This is a genomic window from Streptomyces sp. NPDC048639 (genome assembly GCF_043199075.1).
Classification (GTDB): domain Bacteria; phylum Actinomycetota; class Actinomycetes; order Streptomycetales; family Streptomycetaceae; genus Streptomyces.
Window position 1 is genome coordinate 115,882 of sequence record NZ_JBICVP010000008.1, and the last position, 24,023, is coordinate 139,904.

Here is a 24,023-nt window from a genome sequence, read left to right on the forward strand (position 1 = left end):
CGACGTCATGAAGGTCGAGAACGGGGTGAGCGGGATGAGCGGGAATGACGGCGGGGGCGGGATCTACGGCGGGGGCGGCAGGGGCGTGACCTACGGCAGGAGCGGCGGTGGGCCGGCGAAGGGCGCAGGGCGCGGGGGGTGTGCGACCGGCGCGGACCTGAGCGCATACGACCGGGCCTGTGGCTCGTACCACCCGGCCGGAGGTTCGAACTGCGGTACCGGGGGGCGGATTTCATGAGCAACGCACTGGCTTTCGCGACGGTCACCCAGGCCCTCGCGCTGCTGATCGGGAACAACCTGCAGCCCGAGATCGACATGGCCGTCTCCGTCGAGACCCGCAAGCCACCGGCCGAGCCGCCCACCGACCCGACCATCAACGTCTTCCTCTACCAGGTCGCTCCGAACGCCTCGATGCGTCACACGGACCTGCCGACGCGTGCCTCGGACGGCACGCTCGTCAAACGGCCCGCCGCGGCGCTCGATCTGAACTTCCTCATCACCGCGTACGGAGAGGAGACCGAGCTGGTCGGGCAGCGGCTGATCGGCTGCGTGGTCCGCACGCTGCACGAGATCCCGGTCCTGCCCGGGGATGTGATCGAGCAGGCGGCCGAACTCCCGTACCTGGCGGGCAGCGACCTGGCGGAGTCGCTCCAGAAGGTGCGCTTCACACCGATCCAGATGGACATCGACGAGACCTCCAAGCTCTGGGGGATGCTCCACCAGACGCCGTACGCGCTGTCCGTCGCCTACCAGGCGTCGCTGGTCTTCATCGAGGGCCGCGAGAAGCCGGTTCCGGCGAAGCCGGTCCGCGAACGCGCGGTGCGCGTCGCACCGTTCGGCGCCCCGGGCGCGCCTCAGCCCCCATCGGCGGGTACGCCGGAGGCTGCAGTGGACGGCGCGGGTGCAGCGGGTGCAGCGAGCGCGACCAGTCGTACGGCGGAGGCCGCGGAGGCCGCGAACGGCGAGCGCCAGGACAGGGCGGACGGTCGCACGAGCGGGGCGGACGGTCGTACGGGCGGGGCCGCGACCCCGCGCAAAGCCACGGGCAGGGCCACCGGCAAGGGCATCGGCACCGCCAGGGGCAGGACCGGGACCGAGACCTCGACCGCGACCCCGCGCAAGTCACGTAGCGGGGTGGGAAGTTCCGCTGCGGCGACCGGTGCGGGGCGGACTCCCCCACGGCCGGCCCACGCGGCCGGGGCCGATGCCGAGGCGGCGACCGAGCCCGAGAGTCGTGGCGCCGACCCGGCCGCCAAGAAGGCCGCACCCGGGGCCGGTTCGCCCCGTACGCGCAAAGCGCCCGGTACCGCGCGGCGAGGCGGCGGCGCGTCCGCGTCCGCCACGAACGGCGCCGACGCGGAGAACGGCTGAGGCGGAGACGGATGCGGAAGACGGGGGTGGGTGGCGTCGTGGGCGCACAGAAGGGGAACGGGCCGCGTCGGGCGGACTCCGGCACGGACGCGCGGACACCGGCCGCGGCGGTGGCGTCGGTCCTGGCCCGTGTCGACGCACACGCACGACGCGCGTCCCGCACCCGCCCGGAGACCGGTATCGGGCCGGACGCGGAGACCGCCGGTACCGGTACCGCAACCGGCACCAACACCCGTGCCGGTACCGGAACCACGGAACCGGCCGGCCCCGCCACCCTCGACGCCCTCGTCGCCTGCTTCGGACTCACCCCCTTCGAGCGCGATGTGATCCTCCTCGCCGCCGCCACCGAGCTGGACCCCACCACCGCCTCCCGCTGCGCCGCGGCGAGCGGCGATCCCGACCGCGCGTACCCGACGTTCTCGCTCGCGCTCGCCGCGCTCGCCGAGCCCCACTGGAGCGCGCTCACCCCCGTCGGCCCCCTGCGCCGCTGGCGCCTGGTCGAGCTGGACGACGAGACGCGGCTGACCGCCACCCGCCTGCGGCTCGACGAACGGATCCTGCACTTCCTGCTCGGTTCGCCCTACCTCGACGTCCGTCTGCACGGGCTGCTGCGCCGTACCCCCGTACCGGACGGCCTGCCCGCCTCGTACGACCGCGCCGCGGACCAGGTGGCGGCGGGCTGGGCGGAGGCCGCGCGGGACGCGCCGCTCCGGGTCGAGCTGGTGGGCGGGGATCTGCGCACCCGCACCGACATCGCCGCGGCGGCCGCCCACCGGGCCGGGCTCGGTCTCTACGCGATGTCCGCCCAGGACGTGCCGACGGACCCCGCCGAACGGGACCGTCTGGCCCGCCTCTGGCAACGCGAGGCGATCCTGCTCCCCGCGGCGCTGCTGCTGGAGAGCGGCGAACTCGACCGCGAACAGGCCGCCGCCACCGACGCGTTCCTCGCCTCCGCGGCCGTGCCGCTCGTCGTCGCGGGCACCGACCCCCGCCAGTCCGAGCAGCCTCGCGGCGAGCGCGTGACCGTGCCCGCACTCGGCACCGAGGAGCAACTCGGGCTGTGGGCGGAGGCTTTCGCGGACGTACCGGGGGTGTCGCGGGGGGACTTGGGGCACCTCGTGGCGCAGTTCCAGCTCCCGCCGCACATCATCCGCTCGGCCGCCACCGCCGTACGCCGCGATCTGCCCGCGGAGGGCGAGGCCGAGGCCGACGCGGCGGGCCTGGCCTGGCGCGCCGGCCTTGCCGAGGCCCGGATCGGCCTGGACGAGCTCGGGCGGCGCATCGAGCCGGAGGCCGGCTGGGGCGATCTGGTGCTGCCGGAGCGGCAGTTGCGCATCCTGCGCGAGGTCGTCGCCCATGTACGGCAGCGGGCCACCGTCCATGAGGAGTGGGGCTTCGCCGGGACTCTGCGCCGCGGCCTCGGCGTCACCGCGCTCTTCGCGGGAGGCTCCGGCACCGGCAAGACGCTCGCCGCCGAGGTGATGGCGCGCGAGCTGGGGCTGGACCTCTTCGTCATCGACCTGTCGCAGGTGGTCAGCAAGTACATCGGCGAGACCGAGAAGAACCTGCGCAAGGTCTTCGACGCGGCCGAACGCGGCGGCGCGCTGCTGCTGTTCGACGAGGCGGACGCCCTCTTCGGCAAGCGCAGCGAAGTCAAGGACAGCCACGACCGGTACGCCAACCTCGAGGTCAGCTACCTGCTGATGCGGATGGAGGCGTACCGGGGCCTGGCCATCCTCACCACCAACATGAAGAAGGCCCTGGACTCGGCGTTCATGCGCCGTATCCGCTTCGTCGCCGACTTCCCCTTCCCCGGCGAGTCCGAGCGGGCCGAGATCTGGCGCCGGGTGCTGCCCGAGAAGGCGCCCATGAAGGACATCGACCCACGGCTGCTGGCCCGGCTGACCGTGGCCGGCGGCTCCATCCGCAACATCGCGCTGGCGGGCGCCTTCCTCGCCGCGGACGAGGGCGACCGGCTGCAGATGCGCCACATGCTGGCCGCGGCCCGCACCGAATACCTGAAGCTGGAACGCTCCTTGACGCCCTCGGAGGTCCACGGATGGGTCTGAACGGGGAACAGCGCGCCGGACGGCCAGGAACGCCGGACACCGGACGGGCGGAGCAACCGCACACCGTACGCGTGGACATCGGCGAGCTGGTGCTCGACGGCTTCGAGCGGATCGACACCGACCGCGTCTCGGAGGAGTTCCGGGCGGAGCTGGCCCGGCTCGTACGAGAGCGGGGCGTACCGATCGCCGCCGACGGCACCGACCGCGAACTGGACCTGCTGTCCGGCCTCCCGGCCCTCCCCGCGAACGCGTCGGCGCGGCGGCTGGGCCAGGCCCTGGCCCGCTCGGTGCACGCGGGGCTCGCGGGGCGGGGGGAGGCACGATGAGCAGCTCCCACGTCCCTTCCCAGGACGCCGCGTCGAGCCGGTCCGACAAGCGGCGCAAGCGCAAGGAGCGCGCGGCCAAGGCCCGTACGCCCGAACCCAAGGACATCGTCAGCGGGGCGGGACAGCCGCTGGACGTGAGCGTACGGCGCGAGTTGGAGGAGCAGCTCGGCCACGACCTGGGGCGGGTGCGGCTGCACACGGACCGGGACGCGGGCGCGCTGACGGACATGCTCGGCGCGGACGCCGTCGCCGTCGGCCCGGACATCTTCTTCCGTGAGGGCGCGTACCGCCCGGGCACGGCGGACGGCAGGCGGCTGCTGGCCCACGAGGTGCTGCACACCGTCCAGAACCCGCACGGCCTCGGCGCCCTGCGCGCGGGCCGCGACCTGGGCGCGGTGAGCCTGCCGCAGCAGGCGATCGAGCGGGAGGCGGAGTCGGCGGCGCAGGACGTGGCCGCGGGCGAGGCGGCCGCGGAGCAGGCCGGTGAGATCAAGGAGGGCCGGGCCACCCCTGGTTGGCTCCGCTACACCACGGTGCACGCGGACCGGAACCGGATGGAACAGCTCGACCCGGCCACGCTGGTGGACCGGCTGGCGAATTCGGTGGTGCGCTCGCTGCGCGGCGACCCGGAGGACCGGTCGAAGCGCACGCGCATGCAACTGGGGCGGCTGTCCGACGCGTTGCAGGACGCGGTGCTGGAACGTCTGGAGTCCCGGCTGCTCAGCACGGAGCACGAGCGGGTTCTCGACCTCGCCGACGAGGCCGGGGCCGCCGAGGACCTGGAGCAGAGTTCCCTCGACGCGCCGTTCGTCGAGGCGGACCAGGCCGAAGAGGTGCTGCGCGAGCGGGAGACCGAGCAGCGGTCGGCGGAGGAACGGCGGGCGGAGGAGACCAGGCCCGCGTCCGCGCCGGGTCCGGAGAAGCAGGACGCGGGCCCGCAGGGCGCCACGGGCAGTACCCCGCAGAACGGCGGAACGCCGGAGCACGGCACCACCCCGCAGGGTGGAAGCGCGCCTCAGGGCGGCACGCACGAGCAGAAGCCGGGCGGTACGCAGGGGCAAGAGCCGGGGCCCGATACGGAGACCGGCAGCGGGAGTTCGGCCCCGGAAGGACAGCAGTCGGCGGCCCCGTCCGCAGCGCCTCAGCAGCAGGCGTCCTCCTCGTCCGGCGGCCCGTCCGCAGGGCAGAGCACGTCCTCCGGCGGCAAGTCCGAGGGCGGGAAGTCCGGCAGCGGGCAGCAAGGCGGGGAGAAAAAGGCCGCGGGCTCCCAGGAGGGAGCGGAAGGAAAGGACCAGCAGGGCGCACCGGCCGCGAGCAAGGAGGAATCCGCCGCCAAGAACCGTCCCGGCGCGGCCGATCCGCTCGTGGCGGGCCAGCAGCTGAAGCAGGAGGACAAGCGCGGGGCGGAGAAGCCCACGGGTTCACCGACCGCCTCCGGTCAGGAGACGCAGCTGCCGGGCGCGGTCAGCAGGCTCGACGGCGTACGCGACCAGGATCTCGACGGTCCGGAGGAGAAGGGCGACGAGGACCCGTTCGCATCGGGCAGTGCGTCCGAAGTCGAGGCCGGGGGCGAGGAGAAGAGCGCCTGGGACGTCAAGCTCCAGCCCGAGGACTACCTCCCCGAGGAGGACCTCGACGTGTCCGCCGTGCCGACGGCGGACACGCTCGCCCCGTCCTCGTCCTCAACCGCTTCGGCCCCCTCGTTCCCCGCTCCCCCGGTGACCAAGGCCGACAAGGTACAGGCCGAACGGGACGCGGAGGACGCCGAGGACGCGGCGGCGGAGGCCGGACCTGAGGAGGACACGGCCGGGACAACCGCCGATACGGAGGCGTCGGCCGAGGCGGAGGACGGCGGGCCGGGCAGCGGACTCCCCGCCGCCCTCGCCCTGGAACGTGCCGCCGAGACCAGGCCGGGACCGGGTACGACGTCGAGGGACCCGAAGAGCGGCGACGACCCCAAGGCCGGGCCCGTCAGGGCCCAGACGACGGTGCAGCAGGCTCCGGGCAAGGCGGAGGGCGGCGGCGAAGCCGACGGAGGCGCAGCCAGGGAGGGCGCCGCCAAGGAGGAGAAGGGCACCTCGGCCGGGGGCGACAAGTCGGGTGGGGCACAGGAGAAGGCGTCCCAGCAGGCTGCGGGCGGCGGAGCCGCGACGCAGGAGCCCGCGGCCAAGGAGCAGAAGAACGCGGATGCGTCCCCGGCGGGCGGGAGTCAGCCGACGGCGGATTCCCGGGCGCCCTCGCCCGCACGGGACACCCATGTCTCCGGCGGGTCCAACGCGGATACCCCCGGCGGCGCGAGCAGCAACGCGGCGGGCGGGGCGCAGAGCCGGACATCTGGCGACACGGCGGGGAGCGGCCCGGACGCGGCCTCCGGCGAGTCCCCGGCGCGGAGCGATTCCCGTACGGAAGCCCCCGCGCCGCAGCAGTCCGCACCGGCCGCGCCGGAACCGGCGCAGGCACCCGCCCCCCGGGCCGCCGCCGCGCCCGCCTCGAAGGCCGCCCCCGCGCCCGAGGCCTCGGCGCGGAAGTCGGCTCCCGCTGCCAGGGGTTCAGGCGGAGGTGGCGGTGGAGGGGGCGGAGGCAGGGCTGCCGCACCGGGCAAGGGGAAGAAGGACTCCGCACCCGCTCCGAACCTCTCCAACGTGTCCCCCGAGGCGGGCCTCTCCACGGCGTCAAAGCTCAAGCCGCACCGGGCACTTGAGGCCATGACAGGCGTGGGCGGCTCGGTGGACCGCACCGCCGAGGACGAACACAAGGCGCTCGCCGCCGCGCCTCCCTCGATGCAGCGCCCGGCGGGTGCGCCGCAGACGCTCCAGGGCAAGCCGAAGGCCGACGCCCCGGGCCAGTACTCCCAGGACCCGGCCCAGAAGTCCGAGGCGCCCGAGGGGGAGAAGGCCGAGGTCACGGGCGAAAGGAAACCCGAGGGGCAGATCGAGGCCGAGAAGGCCGAGGAGCCGGGCGGCTGGGACACGTTCAAGATGGCCCTGGGCTTCGGCATCGGGAAGGTCCTGAGCTGGGTCGGCTTCGAGGTGGACGCCCAGGAACTCGCCGCCAAGTTCGCCGGGCTGCCGACCAAGGACGAGGCTCTCGAGCAGGCCCAGGCGGGCAATGCGCCGGGCGTGGAGATGCAGGGCGCCGCCGAGCAGACAGCAGGCGAGCAGGGCTCCGCCGTCGATGCCAAGGGCCAGGAGACCGTCACGACGGGCCGGGACGACGCAGCCCGGCCGATGGGCGAGGACCAGGTCTACCCGAATGCTCCCAAGGAGCAGATGAAGGCGAAGGTCCCCGGCGGTCAGGGCGGCAAGGACGGCGGTACGGGGGGCGGTACGGCGACGGGAGCGGTGCCTCCCGAGGCCGCCTCGGAGGTCGCGGAGCACGAGCGCGGGCCGCAGTTCCAGGCCGCGTTCGGCGAAGGCCGCAAGACGATGTCGGAAGGCCGGCAGGCCAAGGACCGGGACTTCCGCGACTCGCAGGCGAAGCACAAGCAGCAGGTCGACACGGAGATCGCCACCAACACCACGAGCCAGACCGGCGAACGCGAGAAGGCGATGACCGAGGTCACCGCCCAGCGGGCCGACTGGCGCAAGGAGCAGGACGAGGAGCTGAAGTCCCTCGGTACGAAGAAGACCGAGCGGCACGAGAAGGTCCGCAAGGACGTCAAGGACAAGGAAGAGAAGACCGACAAGGACGCCACCAAGGAAAAGGACGACGGCGACAAGAAGATCCGGGACGAGAACACCAAGGCCCAACGGGACGCGGAGAAAAAGCGCGACAACAGCGTCAACGAGTCCGGCAACTGGATCACCAAGGCCTTCGACTGGATCAAAGAGAAGGTCATCGAGATCAAGAACGCGATCGTCGGCATCATCAGGGCGGCGCGTGACGCGGTCATCGGGTTCATCAAGAACTTCAAGGAGACGGTCGAACGCTGGATCAACGAGGCCCGCACGTTCATCGTCGACGCGATCAAGAACCTCATCGATGATCTCATCGAGTTCGCGAAGGCCATGGTGCGGGCCATCGTGGAAATGGCCGACCGCATCCGGAAGTTCATCACGTCCCTGATCGCGGCCGCGATCGCCTTCGTCAACAAGCTCGCGACCATGCTGAAGCAGATCATCACCGATCTGCTGAATGCCATCGGCAAGCTGCTGAGCAGCATCCTGGACATCCTCAAGAAGGCCCTCCAGGCCGCGGTCAAGGCGGTCGTCGCCGCGGTGAAGGCCGTCCTGGACTTCGCGTCCAAGCTGCTGAGCGCACTCGGCGAGTGGATGCTCATCGCGGTCGACTTCCTCTCCGACCCGGGCGGCTGGCTGAGCGGCGCCAAGAACTCGGCCGTGGACGGCGCGAAGAACCACCTGTTCCGCGAGGTCTCCTCAGCCGTCAAGCAGTGGTTCCAGGACAAGATCCAGGAGATCATCGGCGTCCCGAAGGCCGTCCTGGACAAGCTGATCCGCGGTGGCATCAAGCTGGCGGACATCATCAAGGAGGCCTGGGACGCCGTCGTTCCCCAACTCCCGCTGATCATCGGCGAACTGGTCATGACCAAGATCGTCGCCAAGCTGATCCCGGGAGCGGGCTGGGTCATGGCGGTCATCGACGCCATCCGCACGGCCTGGGGCGCACTGAGCGAGATCCTCCGCGCGCTGGGCATGGTGCTGGACTGGCTGAAGGCCGTACGCCGCGGCGGCGCGGGCGTCCTGTTCGCCAAGGCGGTCGCGGCAGGTGTGGTCGCGCTGCTGGAGCTGCTGTACGAGGCGCTGCTGAGCGGCATCGGCAAGTACGTCGCCAAAGTCGGCCGACGCCTCAAGGGCGTCGCCGCGAAGCTCGGCGGCAAGGGGAAGGACGACAAGCCGGGCGGCGGCAAGGGAGCGGGCGCGGACGGCTCGGACGACAGGGGCGGCAAGAAGAAGGACGAGCCGGCGCCGAAGCCGGCGGGCACGCCGGGCGGGTCCGGCACCCGCCCAAGTGCCGCGCGGCCCAAGCCCGGTGCGAAGCCGGACCCCGCCAAACCGGGCACGCGGCCCGGCACGCGGCCCGGCACGCGGCCGGGCCCCGGCAAGGACCCCGCGGGACCGGGCCGGCCGAAGGACGGACCCGGCGACGCCCGCGGGCCCGCCCCGACGAGCAAGGACAAGAACGGCAAGCCGAAGTCCGACAAGGACGACGAGAAGCCGGACACCCGCCCGACCCCGGCGGCGAAGCCCGAGCCGAAGCCGGAACCCAGGCCGAAGCCGAAGGACGACCCGGCGTCCGGGCCGAAGCCGAAGGACGACGGGCCGTCCAGGCCGAAGGACGACAAGGACTCCACGAAGCCGAAGTCCGACGACAAAGACCCGAACAGGCCCAAGGGCAAGGACGACAAGGACGCCCCGGGCAGGCCGAAGTCCGACAAGGACGGCGACAAGCCGCGCAAGCCCAAGGGCAAGGACGAGGACGGCAAGAAGCCGAAGGGCAAGGACGGGGACAGGGACCCGAGGAAGCCGAAGCACAGGGACCCGGCCAAGGAGAAGCAGAACAAGAGGGACCAGCGCAAGAAGGACGAGGACTCCAAGGAGTCGAAGGACGACCGGCTCCGCAAGATCGTTGCCCGAATCCGCCCGCAGATCGTCGGCCTGTTGCGACGAGGGCTGCCGGAACCGGTGTTCAACTCGGTTCTGCGCGGCATGCGGGCGTGGCACCGCCTCACCAGCCTGGCTCCTGTCGGTGGCGACGACTTCAGCCTCATCGCGGCTCTCAACCCGCAGGAAGAGGTCACCGAAGCGCACTTCGACCTCTTCGCCATCGGCTCGGAGGACGCGGTGGCACATCGCATCCGCCAACGCATCGCGGAGAAACTTCAGGGCAAGCAGATCACGGACTTCGCCATTGCCAAGGCCATCTGCGAAGACGTCGGCAAGGAAATCCTGGAAGGTGGTCAGCAAGGAAAGGGAGGCAAGGGGAAGCAGGGCCAACGGGGCGTGAAAGCAGGCAAGGGAGGAAAGGGGAAGCAAGCCGCCGCGAAGAGCGACGACGGCAAGCTCGCTTGGGACCCGGCCAAGATTCCCGATCACATCGAGTCCCAGCCCGATCACATCACCCTCTCCCTGGAGCGGAACCGGGAGAAGAACCCCCGTTGGGCCATCGCAGAATTCCACAAGGGAAAGAAGTACTGGGAAGTCGAGAAGAACGGCGAGCAGACACTGTACGTGGACAGTCGCGGGAGAGAGTACGTCAGGGCCCGGGACGGGGTCTTCGTCCCCCGGAAGGTCGAGCGGAACATCAATGAAGCCGATCTGAAGCGCGGACCGGAGCCCAAGGGGCGGGGAATCAAACCGAAAAAGGAGAAGGGCAACGCGGTGCCCGACCTGCGCATGCATGTGGGCGGCGCCGAATCGCCCTTCATCTCGACGACGAAGAAGAACGCGAGCGAGATCACCAACGCGAACCGCTCGGAGAAGCTCGGCGGGCAGTTCGGACGCGTCACCATCGACCTGTTCCAGATCGCACCGAAGAACATCTTCGACGCGTCGGCCAGGAAGACTCAGGACAGTTACAACCTGAGCAACCCCAGGGGTGAGAAAATGGAGCAAGCGCTCCAGGACGCCGTACGCACCCAGGAAGTACTCATCTGGGGTGACATTCCAGGCGCCGCCATCGTCAAGTTCGTGAGCGCTGACGGCCGTCGAGTGGTGCAACTCACCGCCGAAGGCCGAGTGGTGGTGACGACCCCATGACCTTTCACACGTACCACTGGTCGGGATGCACATTGGGCGACCCCGACCTGGAAAGCGCTCGCGCCGCACTCACGCCGGGGCAACCGGACGAGAACGCCTTCCTGACACTGCTCCGAAGCAGCGAGGTCGCCGGCGTGGGAATCGCCTTGGACCACTACGCATACGCCGAGTCCACGAGTCGGTTCGGGGGCGGCAACCCGTACTCCGCCCATGCCGCGGAGGTGCTGGACCGCGCACGGGTCATTCTGGCGGATCCGCCCTCCCCGAGCAGCGAGACAGGAGCCGAGAAGGACGGCGCAGATCACGCGAGCGCCCTCGTCGTCATGCTCAACCTGGCGGGTCCCGAGGACGCGGACCTCATCGCCACGGCTCTGGAACGGGCGCCCACGGTCAGCGTGGAAGTGGCCGCCACGATGGCGGCAAGCACGGTCCTGAGCCGCTCGACCGATCTGAATCAGCATCTGGTGGACGTGCTCGGCGACATCATCTTCGACCCGTCCAAGTCGACCGACGAACGGCTGGACGCCCTGAGAGCGTTCAACGACGCCACCTCCCCGCAGGCCGCCGAAGTCGTCACACGCGTCCTCGCGACCGATGACATCGGCCTGCAGATGCACGCGGCCCTCATTCTGGCCACGCATCACCTGTCCACCCATCGCGCAGTCGTCGAGGACGTCGTCGCGTCCTGGTCCGAGGACGCACCTCCACCGGCCGAATTCGTCCTCGAAGCTCTGCGCGCCGACGAAGATCCGGCCCGAGAACAAGGGAGCGGTGACGCATGACCCGTTACGCCGACATACCCAAACCCATCCGCTCCGGCATCGTCATCGTCGACCCCGAGCGCGGAACCCCCCAGCGCATCATCGTGCTGCAGTTCAATCCCGACACCCTTGAGCGCTCCATCGCGCCCCAAGCCGCCGGAGGGCAGGGTGATTCCGGCGGGGGCGGGAGCGGAGGCGGGGACAGGAACGAGGCGTTGCGGCTCAAGGGGCCCGCGCAGGAGACGTGGAAGTTCACCGCGGAGATCGACGCCACCGATCAGTTCGAGGTGGCCGCGCCCGACGGGATTCATCCCCAACTGGCCACGCTCGAAATGCTCGTGCAGCCGACCACCGCCCAGCTGCGCGAAGCCACGCGACTGTCCAAGAAGGGCACCATCGAGATCAGTCCCATCGAGACGCCGCTGACTCTCTTCACCTGGGGCAGCAAGCGCGTCATGCCCGTACGGCTGACCGAGCTCTCGGTCAACGAGTCGGCGTTCGACGTCAATCTCAATCCGATACGGGCCTCGCTCAGCATCGGCATGAAGGTGCTGACGGTGAGCGACCTGCCGGCCGGGCACCGCGGAGCCGAGCTGTATCTCGCACATCTCGCGCAGAAGGAGCGGCTGGCCGGAATGGCCGCCGCGGGGCGGCTCGGGGCGCTGGGGCTGACCGGTGCCGACATCGGAATGGGGAGGGCGTAGCAGAGCCATGGTCGAGCCGTACGAGAGCGCGCTGGATGCCATTCCCGGTGCGCATCCCTATCCCCGTACCAGCCGCTACCACGATGCCGAGATCGGGGTGCACACCGAGCCCGATGGCACCGAAGTCCGTTACACCAAGCGCCGGTTACTGCCGCCGCTCGACCAGGTGGCGGCGGAGGAGGACACCGTGTCGCACACCGTCAGCAGCGGTGAGCGCCGCGACCACCTCGGGCAGCGCTACTTCGGCGATCCCGCCCAGTGGTGGCGGATCGCCGACGCCAACCCCGTTCTCGACCCGGATGAGTTGACGGACGAGCCGGGCCGGGAGATCGGCATTCCTCTGCCGGGCGGCTTCCATGGCTGACGAGCCGATCGGAAGCGGCCCCGTCCACCTCACGCTGCACATGGGTCCCAAGCTGACGCGCCCCGTCCCGGCCGAGGTGACCGAGGCGTTGCTGTCCGCGCAGATCACCAGCACCGCAGGCGAACGCTCCGGCTTCCAGATGGCGTTCGACCTGACGAAGAAGGGGATGATCACGCAGCGGCTGCTGCCCGAGGGTTTCTTCGACCCGAAGACCCGGGTCGTCGTGGTCACTTCGATCAAGGGAACGCCGACCGTGATCCTCGACGGGCTGATCGTCCGTCAGGAGGTCGGGGCCAGCAATCAACCGGGGCAGACCACCCTCACCGTCACCGGTGAGGATCTGACACTCCTCATGGATCTGGAGGAGCGCACCGACCGGTATCCCAATCTGGCACCCTCCCAGCGCGTCGAACGGATCCTGCGGAAGTACGCGGACTACGGGATCGACGCCCGGATCATCCGGGAGCAGATCCAGCAGCCGCCGCGCGAGCAGCTCCGCGTCGACTACCAGACCGGTACGGATCTGCAGTACCTCGACGAGCTGGCCCGCGCGAACGGTTACACCTTCTATCTCGATCCCGGCCCGCGCCCCGGGCGGTCCACCGCCTTCTGGGGCCCCGAGCAGCGGATCGGGCAGCGCCAGCACGCCCTGAACGTCAACATGGACACCAACTCCACGGTCGATCAGCTGACGTTCTCCTACGACGGCACGGCCCGGGAGGAGCCGCAGGCCCGCTGGCAGGATCCGCGTACCCGCGACGCGGTGCTGATGCCCCAGCCGGACATCGGCCCTCTCCGGCCGCCGCTGGGCCGGCGCGCCAGCCCGGCCCTGAAGCGCAGGACGCTCTCCGGCACCGCCAAGAAGGACCAGGAGCAGGCGCAGGCCGAGATCCTGGCGCGCGCCGCGACGTCGGCCGACGCGATCTCCGGTTCCGGGCAGCTCGATGTGAACCGCCACGGCTATGTGCTGCGGCCGCGCGAGCTGGTCGGGGTGCGCGGCGCAGGAGTGACGTACGACGGCGACTACTACGTGAAGAGCGTGACGCACCAGTTGCGGCGCGGCTCGTACCAGCAGAACTTCACCATCTCGCGCGAGGGACTGGTCGCCCGCAGCGACACCGTCCGTCCGTAGAGCCCCACGACCCAGGAAGAGACCAGGAGCACCTTCGTATGGCGGCACCGAACAACCGCTACCTCGGCAAGTTCCGGGGACGGGTGGTCGACAACCGGGATCCGCTGAGGATCGGCCGGGTCACGGCCCAGGTACCCGATGTGCTGGGCGACACCCCGTCCACCTGGGCCCTGCCCTGCTTCCCCTTCACCGGCGGCCGGGCGGGCCAGTACACCGTCCCCGAGCCCGGGGCCGGTGTGTGGGTGGAGTTCGAGCAGGGCGACCCGAGCTTCCCCGTGTGGACGGGGTGCTGGTACGGCGATGCCCAGGAGCTGCCGCTGGACGTGCGCGAGGAAGTGCCCGCGTCGCAGCCCGTCGTGGTCGAGACACCGGGCCGGCACAAGCTCGTGATGTCGGACGTGCCCGGCGGCAAGGGGATTCTGCTCAAGGCCCCGGGCGGAGCGTACGTACAGATCGACGAGCGGGGCGTGACCATCAACAACGGTCAGGGCGCGTCGGTCGAGCTGATCGGCGATCAAGTGAACATCAACGAGGGCCGGTTGATCGTGCCCAAGAAGCAGTAGTCAGACCAACGGGGAGACTCTCTTGTCCGGAACCTCCGGGAATCTCGTCAGCGCCGCAGCCGCGCTCCACTGCCCGCACGGCGGCCGGGCATCGGCTGCCGGCTCCGCGTCGTCCGCCGTGTCCGTCGACGGGCTGCCGGTGCACACCGGCTCCGATGTCTTCACGGTCTCCGGTTGCCGGCACACCGTCGACCGGGTGCCGCAGCCCTGCACCGCCATCCGCTGGAGTCCGGCCGCCGGCGGGGTGACCGTCGACGGGGCGCCCGTCCTCCTGCACACCACGCACGCCATGTGCTTCAGCGCCGGCCTGGTGCCGCAGGGCAGGCCGCTCGTCACCACCGCCGAGCAGGGGGTCGTCTGCCGATGAGGACACGTCCGGTCCGTACCGACATCGCTTTCCCGTTCCGGGCCGACCGCCTGGGCCGGACTGCGCACGCTCCGTACGAGGAGCATGTACGGGATCTGATCGAGCAGTTGCTGTTCACCAGCCCCGGCGAGCGCGTGATGCGCCCCGACTTCGGCTGCGGCCTGCTCGATCTGGTCTTCACCCCGAACAGCCCGGAGCTGGCCTCCGCGCTGGAACTGTCCGTCCATGCCTCGCTGCAGCGCTGGCTGGGCGAGCTGATCGAGGTCGAGTCGCTCGACGTGGTCAGCGAGGAGAACGTGGTCCGCGTCCATCTGCGGTACGTGGTGCGTTCCACCGCGAACCGGCGCGACGACGTGTTCGAAGGGAGGGGCGCGGCATGAGCGGCGTGAGCAGCGAACTGGTGTGCCGTACGAACGGCAGGCGCGCGAAGGTGCGTGCGGCCCGGCTCGGCGGTGTGGACGCGGTGGAGGTGGGCGACGACGGGCTGACGCTGACCGTCACCTTCATCGGCAAGGCCCCGCACGGGCTGTGCCCGGAGAACGTGCGGATCGACGGCGGCCGCCGCTCCCCCGGTCCTCGACCGAGTGGGAGTGCCCCCGGCGATGCCAGGGGGAGTGCCGCCACCGGCATCGAGGCCGTCGAGGTGTGCGTCGAGCGGGAGGAGGACCCGGAGCTGGACGACCGGCTCCTCGTCACCCTCGACCGCACCGGGGACCTCGGCCCCTACCGGCTGTCGATCGTCGCCACCGACCCGTACGGGCGGCCGGGGACGGAACCCTTCCACGGGTTCGACCAGCGCTACTACTACGCGGAATTCCGCTTCGGGAGCGACTGCCCGACGCCGTTCGACTGCGCGGACGAACAGCCGGACTGCCCGCCGACGTTCCGTCCCGCGCCGGTCATCGACTACACCGCGCGGGACTACGACACGCTGCGGCAGCTCGTGCTGGACCGGATGGCGCTGACGACGCCCGACTGGACGGAGCGGCACGCCCCCGACCTCGGGGTGACGCTGGCCGAAATCCTCGCGTACACCGCGGACCGGATCAGCTACCAGCAGGACGCGGTGGCCACCGAGGCGTATCTGGACACGGCGCGCCGCCGGGTGTCCGTACGCCGCCATGTCCGGCTCATCGACTATCCGATGCACGACGGCTGCAACGCGCGGGCGTTCGTGGCGCTGGAGGCGGTCGAGCCGCTGACGCTGCTGCCGGGTGCGTACCGCTTCGCCGCCGTCGACGTCCGGACGCTGGGGCCGCACGACGCCCCCGAGCCGGGCACCGTGATCGACGACGGCGATCTGAGCGTGCTGGACGAGCGCGGCTCGGTGGAGGTCTTCGAGCCGGTCGCTCAGGAGCCGCTGCGCCTGCTGCCCGCGCACAACGCGATCCGTTTCTGGACGTGGGGCGACGAGGTGTGCTCACTGCCGAAGGGCGCCACGTCCGCGACCCTGCGCGACACATGGGCGGACCGCGCCGAGGACGTGCCGGGGGCCCCAGCGGGTACGCCCCAAGGCACCGGCGAGCCGTGCCGCGAGCGGCAGTTGGACCTGCGGCCCGGCGATCTGCTGCTCTTCGAGGAGGTCCTGGGCCCCCGCTCGGGCACCCCCGGCGACGCCGACCCCGCCCACCGCCAGGCGGTGCGCCTCACCTCCGTCACCCCGGCCGTGGACCGGCTGTCCGGCCGGCCCGTGCTGGAGGTCACCTGGTCCCGCGAGGACGCCCTCGCCTTCCCCGTATGCCTGTCCACCCTCGGCGGTACGGACTGCGCACCGGTCGAGGACGTGAGCGTGGCCCGCGGCAATGTGGCGCTCGTCGACCACGGCCGGTCAACGGCCTTCTGCGGCGCCCTGCCCGAGCGGATCACCGTCCCGGCCGACCCGCCTGTGCCCGCGCCCTGCGGGCCGGACGCGTCCGGCTGCCCGGACCGGGCCCGCGGGAACGCACCGGCGGAGCTGATCGACTCCCTGCTGGAGAAGACCCGTTGCGGCCGCCTGCTGCGGCCGGACGACATCCGCGAGCTGTTCTCCGTCGTCGGCGAGGAGGCCACTCGGCGCGCCGGTCTCGCCCTGGAGCTGGCGGGCCGCCGGCCCGGACGGGGGACCGAGGACGGACGGGTCGTCCCGGGCACCGCGTACGCCCAGGCCTCAGCGCTGCAGACACTGCTCGCCCAGGGCATCCGCCCCGGCATCGCACCGCGGTTCCGCCCCGTGCTGCACGGCTCCCCCGTCGTCCAGGCCGTGCCCTTCCCCGAGCCGCGTCACCTCTCGGCCGGACAGGCCGACCGGCTCGCCGCCGTCCCGGAGCGGGTGCGGGAACGGCTGGTCGAGTTGTGGCGCAGCGCCCGCGACCACGACGGACTGGCGGGGGAAGAGATCGCCGAACTGACCGTGCTGTTCGGGCTGAAGGTGCTGGAGCGGTTCGAGCTGCGCCGGCATCCGGTCCGGGCGCTGCGCGAACTGCTGCACCGCAGCGAGCGGTTGCTCAGCCCCAAGCGGCGTCGTCTGACGGTGCTGGCGGCCCGCGCCCGCGCGGGCGCGGTGCTCGACGGGCGTACCGCCTGGGAGATCGCCCACACCTGGGGACCGGCGTACGCGGAGGGCCTGCACCCGCAGGAGACCGTGCTGCACGGGCCGGCGGCCGCGCTCGTCCAGGACCCGCGGGCCGCGCTGCCCGCCGTACGCCTGGCCGACGGTGACGCGGTGTGGGAGCCGCGGCGGGATCTGCTCGACAGCGGCGCGCGGGACCGGCACTTCACGGGTGAGCTGGAGGACGACGGCCGGCTCGCGCTGCGCTTCGGCGACAACCGCTACGGCGCCCGGCCGCGGTCCGGCGCGACGCTGGAGGTCCGCTACCGCCTCGGCGGCGGCCCGGCGGGCAATGTCGGCGCGGAGGCCATCAACCACCTCGTCCTGTGCCGGGACGAGGAGGCGGTGGACGGCGGCGACCCGATGCCCGTCGCGGGCGTGCGCAATCCGCTGCCCGCCGTGGGCGGCACGGCGCCCGAGCCGGTCGAGCAGGTCCGCCAGCTCGCCCCGCTCGAACCTGCCCGCACCCGGCTGCGCGCCGTGACCGCCGAGGACTACGCGGTGCTGGCCGCCGCGCTGCCCGGCGTGCAGCGGGCGGCGGCCGAGATCCGCTGGACCGGCAGCGTGCAGGAGGCGCACGTGGCGATCGACGCGTACGGGACGGGCGATCCGCCGCCCGACCTCCTCGACGCCGTCGCGTATGCGCTGGAGGGCTACCGCCGTATCGGGCACGACCTGGTCGTGGGGCCCGCGCGGACCGTGCCGCTCGACATCGCGCTGGAGGTGTGCGCCGAACCCGGCCATCAGCAGGGGCAGATCATGGCCGAGCTGTACCGGGTGCTGGGCAGCCGCGCGCTGCCCGCCGGCCGGCTCGGGTTCTTCCATCCCGATGCGCTGACCTTCGGCGAACCGGTGCGCCTGAGCCGCCTGGTGGCGGTGGCGGCGGCCGTACAGGGCGTACGGAGTGTGCACGTGACCCGGCTGCGCCGGCTGTTCCAGGACGACCACGGAGAGATGGAGGCAGGTGTGCTGCGGCTCGGCCCGCTGGAGATCGCACGCTGCGACAACGACCCCCGGCAGCCCGGGAACGGGCGGCTCCGGCTCACGTTCGGAGGTGTCCGATGAGCGGCGCCTGCGGATGCGGATGCGGCGGGCACGACGAGCGCACGGCCCCGCCCGCGCTGTACAACCCGCCCGGCCGTACCGCCCTGGACTACCGCGTGGGCACGTACGGGTCCTTCCTCGCGGCCATGCTCGACCGGCTCGCCTCGCCCGCCTATCCGGCGCTGCGCGGGCTGACGGTCCGTACGCCGGACGACCCGGCCATCGGGCTGCTGGACGCCTGGGCGGTCCTCGGCGACCTGCTGACGTTCCACTCCGAGCGGATCGCCGACGAGGGCTATCTGCGGACCGCGAACGAGCACCGCTCGCTCGCCCTCCTCGGGCGGCTGACCGGGCACCGGCCGCGCCCCGGCGTGTCCGCGGACACGCTGCTGGCGTACACGCTGGACCGCGACCCCCGGTCGGAGACCAGGACGCCCGTGCTGATCCCGCGCGGCGCCCGCAGTCACAGCGTGCCGGCCGCCTCCGATCAGGACGCGCAGACCTATGAGACCGACGAGGACCTGCTCGCCCGCTGGGACTGGAACGACCTCGCGGTGCGGCGCCGCCGCCCGATGCCGCTGACACCGGAGGATCTGCGCGAGCGGCCCGAGCTGTTCTTCGCCGGCACCTCCAACTCCCTGCGGACCGGCGACAAGCTGCTGTTCGTCTTCGGCGATGACGCCACGGCGGACTCCTCGCCGGGGGCACCCCCGGCCGGAGGCTCGGAGAGGCTGCTGCTGCCGGTGACCCGGGTGCGGATCGACCGCGACGACGACGTGACGGCGGTGGGTCTTCCGCTGTCGGCCCTGCCGTCGCTGCGGGAGCTGGTGGAGGAGCTGGAGCAGTGGATCACGGTGGGGCCGGACAGCCCCAACCCGCGGCCGCCGGCCAGTGAGCTGATCGACGACTTCGACGAGCAGGTGCTGGCACAGCTCCGCGCGGACCTCGAACTCCTCGACACCCCGTCGAAGTTCGCCCGCCGGCTGGACGACCCGGTCCAGCGCCTGTGGGAGGCCCAAGCGCTCTCGGCCCCGTACGAGGAGGTCGGCGACTGGTTCGAGCAGCTCAACGCCGTCCTGGTGGACCTCCAGGAGCGGGCGGCCGAACTCGACGGCTCCGAGGGGGCACCGGACCCGATGGAGCGGTCCGCACCGGGCAGGCGGCCCGATCCGCGGACCGCGGCGGCGCGCACCCTCGGTGCCCTGCTACCGCATCTGCGGCCGACCGCCCCGAGGCCGCCCCTCGCTCGTCCGTCCGGCGCGGACGCACGGCTCTTCGCGCCGGACTCCGACCTCACCGCCCAGCTCCTGTCCGCGCTCGACCCGGGCTTGGAGAGCACGCTGTACCCGGCGCTGCGTCAGGCCGTCCCCGCGCCGCCGACGGCGCTGAGCTCGGTGCAGGCGATGCGCGTCACCGCCGCGCCGTTCGGCTCGACCGCCCCGCTCAAGCCGGTGCAGGACGACCGCGGGCGCGTCATCCGTACGGCCGACTGGCCGCTGACCGGTGGGGCGCTGACATCGATGCGGGTGGTCTTCGACACGGCGGGCCGGGTCCCGTTGAAGGCGGAGTTCCAGCACATCGAGTCCGGCAACTCCGAGCAGCGCACGGAGAATCTGCCCTCCGACGCGATGTTCGACCTCGGTCCGGGCCGGGTGCAGATGTCCACGCGCAGCGGACCGGACCACGACCTGAGCTGGCTGGGCCGACGCCCCACCGACTCGCAGGAGCCGGGGGTCACCGCCCGTCTGCTGGCGGAACTCCCGGAGCGCACGCTGTTCGTCTCCCGCCCCGCCGAGGACGGCCGGGTCCATGTGGCCGTCGACGACGGGGGCGGCTCGCCGCTCACGTGGCGGCTGGCGCCGGGCGAGCAGAAGCAGGGCACGCACGGCGAGTTCGAGGTCTCGGTGCGGTACGCGGCCGGGAGCGAACCCGCCGCTGTCGAGATCGGGCTCGCCACCGTGCCCGCGCCGCCCAACCGCCGCATCCTGGCGCTGGACACCGTGCACGAGGGGATCACGGCCGGGAGCTGGGTGGCGATCGAGCGACCGCGCAAGGGCGCGGGCGGTGCGGACGGCATCCCGGGCGACAAGAAGCTCGCCTTCGTCACCACGCGGGTGACGGCGGTGCGCACCGCCGCGTACACCAGTTACGGCATCACCGGGCGCGGCACCGAGCTGACGCTGGCCGACCCGTGGCTCGACGAGCACGACGTACTGCTCTCCCACATCCGGGACGCGGTCGTGCACGCGCGCGGCGAATCGCTGCGCCCGGCCGACGAGCCGCTGGGCGAGGACGTGCACGGCAACGAGATCGAACTCGCCGAGCTGTACGACGGGTTGCGGCCCGGCCGGCTCCTCGTCGTCTCCGGCGAGCGCACCGACATCCCCGGCGTCACCGGGGTGCGCGGCACCGAACCCGCGGTGATCGCGGCCGTCGAGCAGACGGCCGACCCGGACCTGCCCGGCGACCACCTCCACACCCGGCTCACCCTCACCGCCGACCTCGTCCACCGCTATCGGCGCGCGACGGTGCGGATCCAGGGCAACGTCGTCTCCGCCACGCACGGCGAGAGCCGCGACGAGCCGATCGGCAGCGGCGACACGTCCAGGACCCACCAGACGTTCACGCTCTGGCAGTCGCCCCTCACCTGGCTCCCCGACGACCACGACAATCCGCTCGGCGCGACCCCGACGCTGGAGATCCGGGTCGACGGGCTGCGGTGGCACCGGGTGGACAGCCTCGCGGGGCGCGGCCCCCGGGACCGCGTCTACGTCCTGGGGACGTCCGGAGACGGCCGGGCGACCGTCACGTTCGGCGACGGGCGGAGCGGCGCCCGGCTGCCGACGGGCCACGAGAACGTACGGGCCCGCTACCGCTTCGGCACCGGACGGGCCGCCAACGTCGCGGCGGGCCGCATCACCCAGGCCATCACCCGGCCCCTCGGCGTCACCGCGGTCACCAACCCGCTGCCCGCGACGGGCGGGGCCGACCCGGACGGTCCGGGCCTGACCCGCCGCGGCATCCCCCTGGCCGTCTCGGCCCTGGACCGGCTCGTCTCGGTCCGGGACTACGAGGACTTCGCGCGCTCCCGGGCCGGCATCGGCCGGGCCTCGGCGCGGCAACTCTTCGACGGGCGGCGGCAGACGCTGCACGTGACGGTCGCCGGGGCGGACGACGTCCCGGTCGCCGAGGACTCGGAGGTGCTGCGCACCCTGCGCTCCGCACTCGCCGAGTACGGAGACGCCCGGCTTCCGGTGCGCGTGGACGTACGGGAGCTGGTGCTGCTCGTCCTGGTGGCGCGGGTGAAGGTGGCCCCCGACCACTCCTTCGCGCTGGTCGAGCCGCGGCTGCGGCGCGCCCTTCTGCACCATCTGGGCTATCCGGGGCGGGAGTTGGGCCGGAGCGCGCATCTCAGCGAGGTGCTCGCCGTCGCCCACTCCGTACCGGGCGTGGACTATGTGGACGCCGACGCCTTCACGGGCGTTCCCGCGAGCATCACCCCGGACGCGCTCGCCGGCCTGGCCGGGCGGATGACCGGGACGCCGCAGTCCACGGTGCCGGCCCGGCAGGCCCGTTACGACGAGGAGCTGTACCGGGTCACCGACGACGGCGGCGAGACGCTGTCGTCCATCGCCGCCCGGCACGGCGTCCCGCTCGCGGAACTCCTGCGCCTCAACCCCGACATCACCGACACCCAGCGGCTCATCAAGGGCCGTTCGGTGTTCGTCTTCCGCGGCATCAGGCCGGCGCAGCTCGCCCTGTTCTCGCCCCGGGTCGCGGACACCCTGATTCTGACGGAGGTCAAGCAATGAGCAGGGAGCCGGACGGGCTCGCGGAGCTGCTCCCCCAGTGGCACCGGCTGCGGGACTCCGAACAGGGCGAGCCTCTACGCGCGCTGCTGGCCGTGATCGCCGAGCAGGTCGATCTGGTGCGCACCGGGGTGGAGCAGAGTTACGACGACTGGTTCGTGGAGACCGCCGCCGAGTGGGTGCTGCCCTACCTCGGCGATCTGGTCGGCCACCGCCCGCTGCCGGGCTACGAGCGGGTGCTCGCCACCGGCCTCAAGGACGGTGGCGATGCGGCCGGTTCGCGGCGGCGGCTGGCCGAGGCGCTGGCGCCGCGCCGGGACGTCGCGGCCACCGTCGCCAACCGGCGCCGCAAGGGCACCCTCGCGCTGCTGGAGGAGCTGTCGGAGTCGGTCGCCGGATGGCCGGCGCGCGCCGTGGAGTTCTCCCGGCTGGTCGCGCACCACCAGCCGGTGAAGCTGTACGGCTCGGGCACGGAGGCCGCCGACGACCGGCGGCGGGGGCGCGGCCGGCTGGTGGACCTGCGGGACGGCTCGGCGCTGGACCTGGCGGGCGGTCCGTTCGGGACGGTGGCGCAGTCGGTGAACGTGCGGCGGGCCGGTTCGTCGCGCCGTCAGGGGGGCCACTCCCCGGCAGGGGTCGGCCTGTTCGTGTGGCGGCTGAAGCCGTACCCCGTGACGGGCGCGCCCGCCTACTGCATCGACCGGGCCCGCAACCTCTACACGTTCTCGATCCTCGGCAACGACTCCCCACTGGTGACCCGGCCGGAACCGGAGCCGTCGGCCACCCACATCGCCACGATCGACAACGTCCCCGCGTACATCAGCCGCCGGCAGCTCGCCGACCGGCTCGCGGACTACTACGGGCCGGGCAAGAGCTTCACGATCTGGCGGGACGGGCAGGACGAGCCGGTGCCGCTGTCGGACATCGTGGTGGCCGACCTGTCGCACTGGCGCTACCGGCCGAAGCGCGGGCAGGTGGCGGTCGACCCGGTGCTCGGGCGGATCGCGTTCGGATCGCGCTCGGCGCCGCGCCAGGGCGTCTGGGTCACCTACCACTACGCGTTCGCCGACGACCTGGGCGGCGGCGAGTACGACCGGGACCGCGTGACCCCTCCGGCCGACGAGGTCTACCGGGTGGGGCCGCGCCAGACGTACCGGCGGATCATGGACGCGTACGCGCAGTGGCGCAACGACCGCCGGGCCGGCCGCTGCGGGCCCGACGGCATCATCGAGATCACGCACAGCGGCGCCTACCAGGAGCAGCTGGACTTCGACCTCGAACCCGGCGACCGGCTGGAGCTGCGCGCCGCCGAGGGCACGCGACCGGTGATCCGGCTGCTCGACTGGTACAGCAACCGGCCCGACGCCCTCAATATCCGCGCGCAGGAGGACTGCGGTCCCGGTGACGCGCCGCGGATCGTGCTGGACGGGCTGCTGGTCACGGGGCGCGGAATCCATGTCTCGGGGCCCGTCGGGACACTGGTGCTGCGCCACTGCACGCTCGTCCCCGGCTGGTCGCTGGAGCCTGGGGGTTCCCCCACCGAAGGCAGGGCGAGTGAACCGCACTCCCCCGAGGAGCCGAGTCTCGTCCTGGACCGCACCACCGCCTGCGTCAGCATCGAGCGCTCGATCCTCGGCACGATCGAGGTGATCGGCGACGAGGTGCACACCGACCCGCTGCACCTCCACCTCTCCGACAGCGTGCTGGACGCCACCGGACACGGCCGGGAGGCCCTGTCGGCACCCGACTGCCGCCACGCCCACGCCGTCCTGCACGCGCACCGCACCACCGTCATCGGCGAAGTCCACACCCATGCCGTGGAGATCGCCGAGAACAGCATCGTCACCGGGCGGATGAACGTGGCCCGCCGGGGTGTGGGCTGCCTGCGCTTCAGTTACGTGCCCCCGGGCTCCCGCACCCCGCGCCGCCACCGCTGCCAGCCGGACCTTGGTGGCCCCGGACGGGCCCGACTCGTACGGCCGTTGTTCAGCAGCGAGCGCTACGGGACCCCCGGCTATGCCCAGTTGGCCGCCGGGGTCGCCGAGGAGATCCGGCGCGGGGCGGAGGACGGGGCGGAGATGGGCGCCTTCCACGACCTGTACCAGCCGCAGCGCGAGGACAGCCTGCGGGCCCGGCTGGCGGAGTACGCGCCGGCCGGCACCGACGCCGGGATCATCCCCGTCACCTGACTTTGAGCCTTCGTACACCGC

At 72.2% G+C, this 24,023-nt stretch carries 13 protein-coding genes and 1 pseudogene; all 14 read left to right on the top strand.

The genetic code is table 11. The annotated features are described in order from the left end of the window. Positions 1-234 precede the first annotated feature (234 nt). The 14 genes and pseudogenes from ACGFNH_RS22410 to ACGFNH_RS22475 all read left to right on the top strand — a co-directional run bounded on the left by ACGFNH_RS22410 (position 235) and on the right by ACGFNH_RS22475 (position 24,002). The gene (locus tag ACGFNH_RS22410) at positions 235-1,371 is read left to right on the top strand and encodes a DUF4255 domain-containing protein (protein ID WP_393656353.1); all 1,137 of its coding nucleotides are present in this window, start codon (positions 235-237) and stop codon (positions 1,369-1,371) included. Further along, positions 1,332-3,440 (top strand): annotated as a pseudogene (locus tag ACGFNH_RS22415) (ATP-binding protein); the annotation flags it as partial. The gene ACGFNH_RS22410 and the pseudogene ACGFNH_RS22415, both read left to right, overlap by 40 nt. Then, entirely contained in the window at positions 3,431-3,766 is a 336-nt protein-coding gene (locus ACGFNH_RS22420) for a hypothetical protein (RefSeq protein WP_393656355.1), read from the top strand. The pseudogene ACGFNH_RS22415 and the gene ACGFNH_RS22420, both read left to right, overlap by 10 nt. Then, the gene (locus ACGFNH_RS22425) at positions 3,763-10,482 is read left to right on the top strand and encodes a DUF4157 domain-containing protein (protein WP_393656357.1); all 6,720 of its coding nucleotides are present in this window, start codon (positions 3,763-3,765) and stop codon (positions 10,480-10,482) included. Before ACGFNH_RS22420 ends, ACGFNH_RS22425 begins: the two co-directional genes overlap by 4 nt. After that, positions 10,479-11,264: a hypothetical protein gene (locus tag ACGFNH_RS22430; RefSeq protein ID WP_393656359.1), complete on the top strand. Its 786-nt coding sequence runs from the start codon at positions 10,479-10,481 to the stop codon at positions 11,262-11,264. The genes ACGFNH_RS22425 and ACGFNH_RS22430 overlap by 4 nt, the downstream gene beginning before the upstream one ends. Beyond that, a complete protein-coding gene (locus tag ACGFNH_RS22435; protein ID WP_393656361.1) occupies positions 11,261-11,947 on the top strand; it encodes a hypothetical protein in 687 nt (228 codons plus the stop codon). The genes ACGFNH_RS22430 and ACGFNH_RS22435 overlap by 4 nt, the downstream gene beginning before the upstream one ends. 7 nt (positions 11,948-11,954) lie before the next feature. Continuing rightward, positions 11,955-12,311: a hypothetical protein gene (locus ACGFNH_RS22440; protein ID WP_393656363.1), complete on the top strand. Its 357-nt coding sequence runs from the start codon at positions 11,955-11,957 to the stop codon at positions 12,309-12,311. Next, positions 12,304-13,443, top strand: a complete 1,140-nt coding sequence (locus tag ACGFNH_RS22445; protein ID WP_393656365.1) for a hypothetical protein — start codon at positions 12,304-12,306, stop codon at positions 13,441-13,443. Before ACGFNH_RS22440 ends, ACGFNH_RS22445 begins: the two co-directional genes overlap by 8 nt. A gap of 38 nt (positions 13,444-13,481) precedes the next feature. Beyond that, complete coding sequence (locus ACGFNH_RS22450; protein WP_393656367.1) at positions 13,482-14,006, top strand: phage baseplate assembly protein V; 525 nt, start codon at positions 13,482-13,484, stop codon at positions 14,004-14,006. A gap of 22 nt (positions 14,007-14,028) precedes the next feature. Then, the gene (locus tag ACGFNH_RS22455) at positions 14,029-14,373 is read left to right on the top strand and encodes a hypothetical protein (protein WP_393656369.1); all 345 of its coding nucleotides are present in this window, start codon (positions 14,029-14,031) and stop codon (positions 14,371-14,373) included. Continuing rightward, positions 14,370-14,753 carry a GPW/gp25 family protein gene (locus ACGFNH_RS22460; protein WP_393656371.1) on the top strand — a complete coding sequence of 128 codons (384 nt, stop codon included), beginning with the start codon at positions 14,370-14,372 and terminating at the stop codon, positions 14,751-14,753. Before ACGFNH_RS22455 ends, ACGFNH_RS22460 begins: the two co-directional genes overlap by 4 nt. Then, a complete protein-coding gene (locus ACGFNH_RS22465; RefSeq protein ID WP_393656373.1) occupies positions 14,750-18,025 on the top strand; it encodes a putative baseplate assembly protein in 3,276 nt (1,091 codons plus the stop codon). The genes ACGFNH_RS22460 and ACGFNH_RS22465 overlap by 4 nt, the downstream gene beginning before the upstream one ends. After that, positions 18,022-21,816, top strand: coding sequence for a putative baseplate assembly protein (locus ACGFNH_RS22470; RefSeq protein WP_393656375.1), 3,795 nt, complete (start codon positions 18,022-18,024; stop codon positions 21,814-21,816). The genes ACGFNH_RS22465 and ACGFNH_RS22470 overlap by 4 nt, the downstream gene beginning before the upstream one ends. Further along, positions 21,813-24,002 carry a hypothetical protein gene (locus tag ACGFNH_RS22475; RefSeq protein WP_393656377.1) on the top strand — a complete coding sequence of 730 codons (2,190 nt, stop codon included), beginning with the start codon at positions 21,813-21,815 and terminating at the stop codon, positions 24,000-24,002. Before ACGFNH_RS22470 ends, ACGFNH_RS22475 begins: the two co-directional genes overlap by 4 nt. Positions 24,003-24,023 lie beyond the last annotated feature (21 nt).

Excerpts from the sequence above, each read along its gene's own strand:
- ACGFNH_RS22410 (WP_393656353.1), top strand. The coding sequence starts at position 235 with ATGAGCAACGCACTGGCTTTCGCGACGGTCACCCAGGCCCTCGCGCTG.
- ACGFNH_RS22420 (WP_393656355.1), top strand. The coding sequence starts at position 3,431 with ATGGGTCTGAACGGGGAACAGCGCGCCGGACGGCCAGGAACGCCGGAC.
- ACGFNH_RS22425 (WP_393656357.1), top strand. The coding sequence starts at position 3,763 with ATGAGCAGCTCCCACGTCCCTTCCCAGGACGCCGCGTCGAGCCGGTCC.
- ACGFNH_RS22430 (WP_393656359.1), top strand. The coding sequence starts at position 10,479 with ATGACCTTTCACACGTACCACTGGTCGGGATGCACATTGGGCGACCCC.
- ACGFNH_RS22435 (WP_393656361.1), top strand. The coding sequence starts at position 11,261 with ATGACCCGTTACGCCGACATACCCAAACCCATCCGCTCCGGCATCGTC.
- ACGFNH_RS22440 (WP_393656363.1), top strand. The coding sequence starts at position 11,955 with ATGGTCGAGCCGTACGAGAGCGCGCTGGATGCCATTCCCGGTGCGCAT.
- ACGFNH_RS22445 (WP_393656365.1), top strand. The coding sequence starts at position 12,304 with ATGGCTGACGAGCCGATCGGAAGCGGCCCCGTCCACCTCACGCTGCAC.
- ACGFNH_RS22450 (WP_393656367.1), top strand. The coding sequence starts at position 13,482 with ATGGCGGCACCGAACAACCGCTACCTCGGCAAGTTCCGGGGACGGGTG.
- ACGFNH_RS22460 (WP_393656371.1), top strand. The coding sequence starts at position 14,370 with ATGAGGACACGTCCGGTCCGTACCGACATCGCTTTCCCGTTCCGGGCC.
- ACGFNH_RS22465 (WP_393656373.1), top strand. The coding sequence starts at position 14,750 with ATGAGCGGCGTGAGCAGCGAACTGGTGTGCCGTACGAACGGCAGGCGC.
- ACGFNH_RS22470 (WP_393656375.1), top strand. The coding sequence starts at position 18,022 with ATGAGCGGCGCCTGCGGATGCGGATGCGGCGGGCACGACGAGCGCACG.
- ACGFNH_RS22475 (WP_393656377.1), top strand. The coding sequence starts at position 21,813 with ATGAGCAGGGAGCCGGACGGGCTCGCGGAGCTGCTCCCCCAGTGGCAC.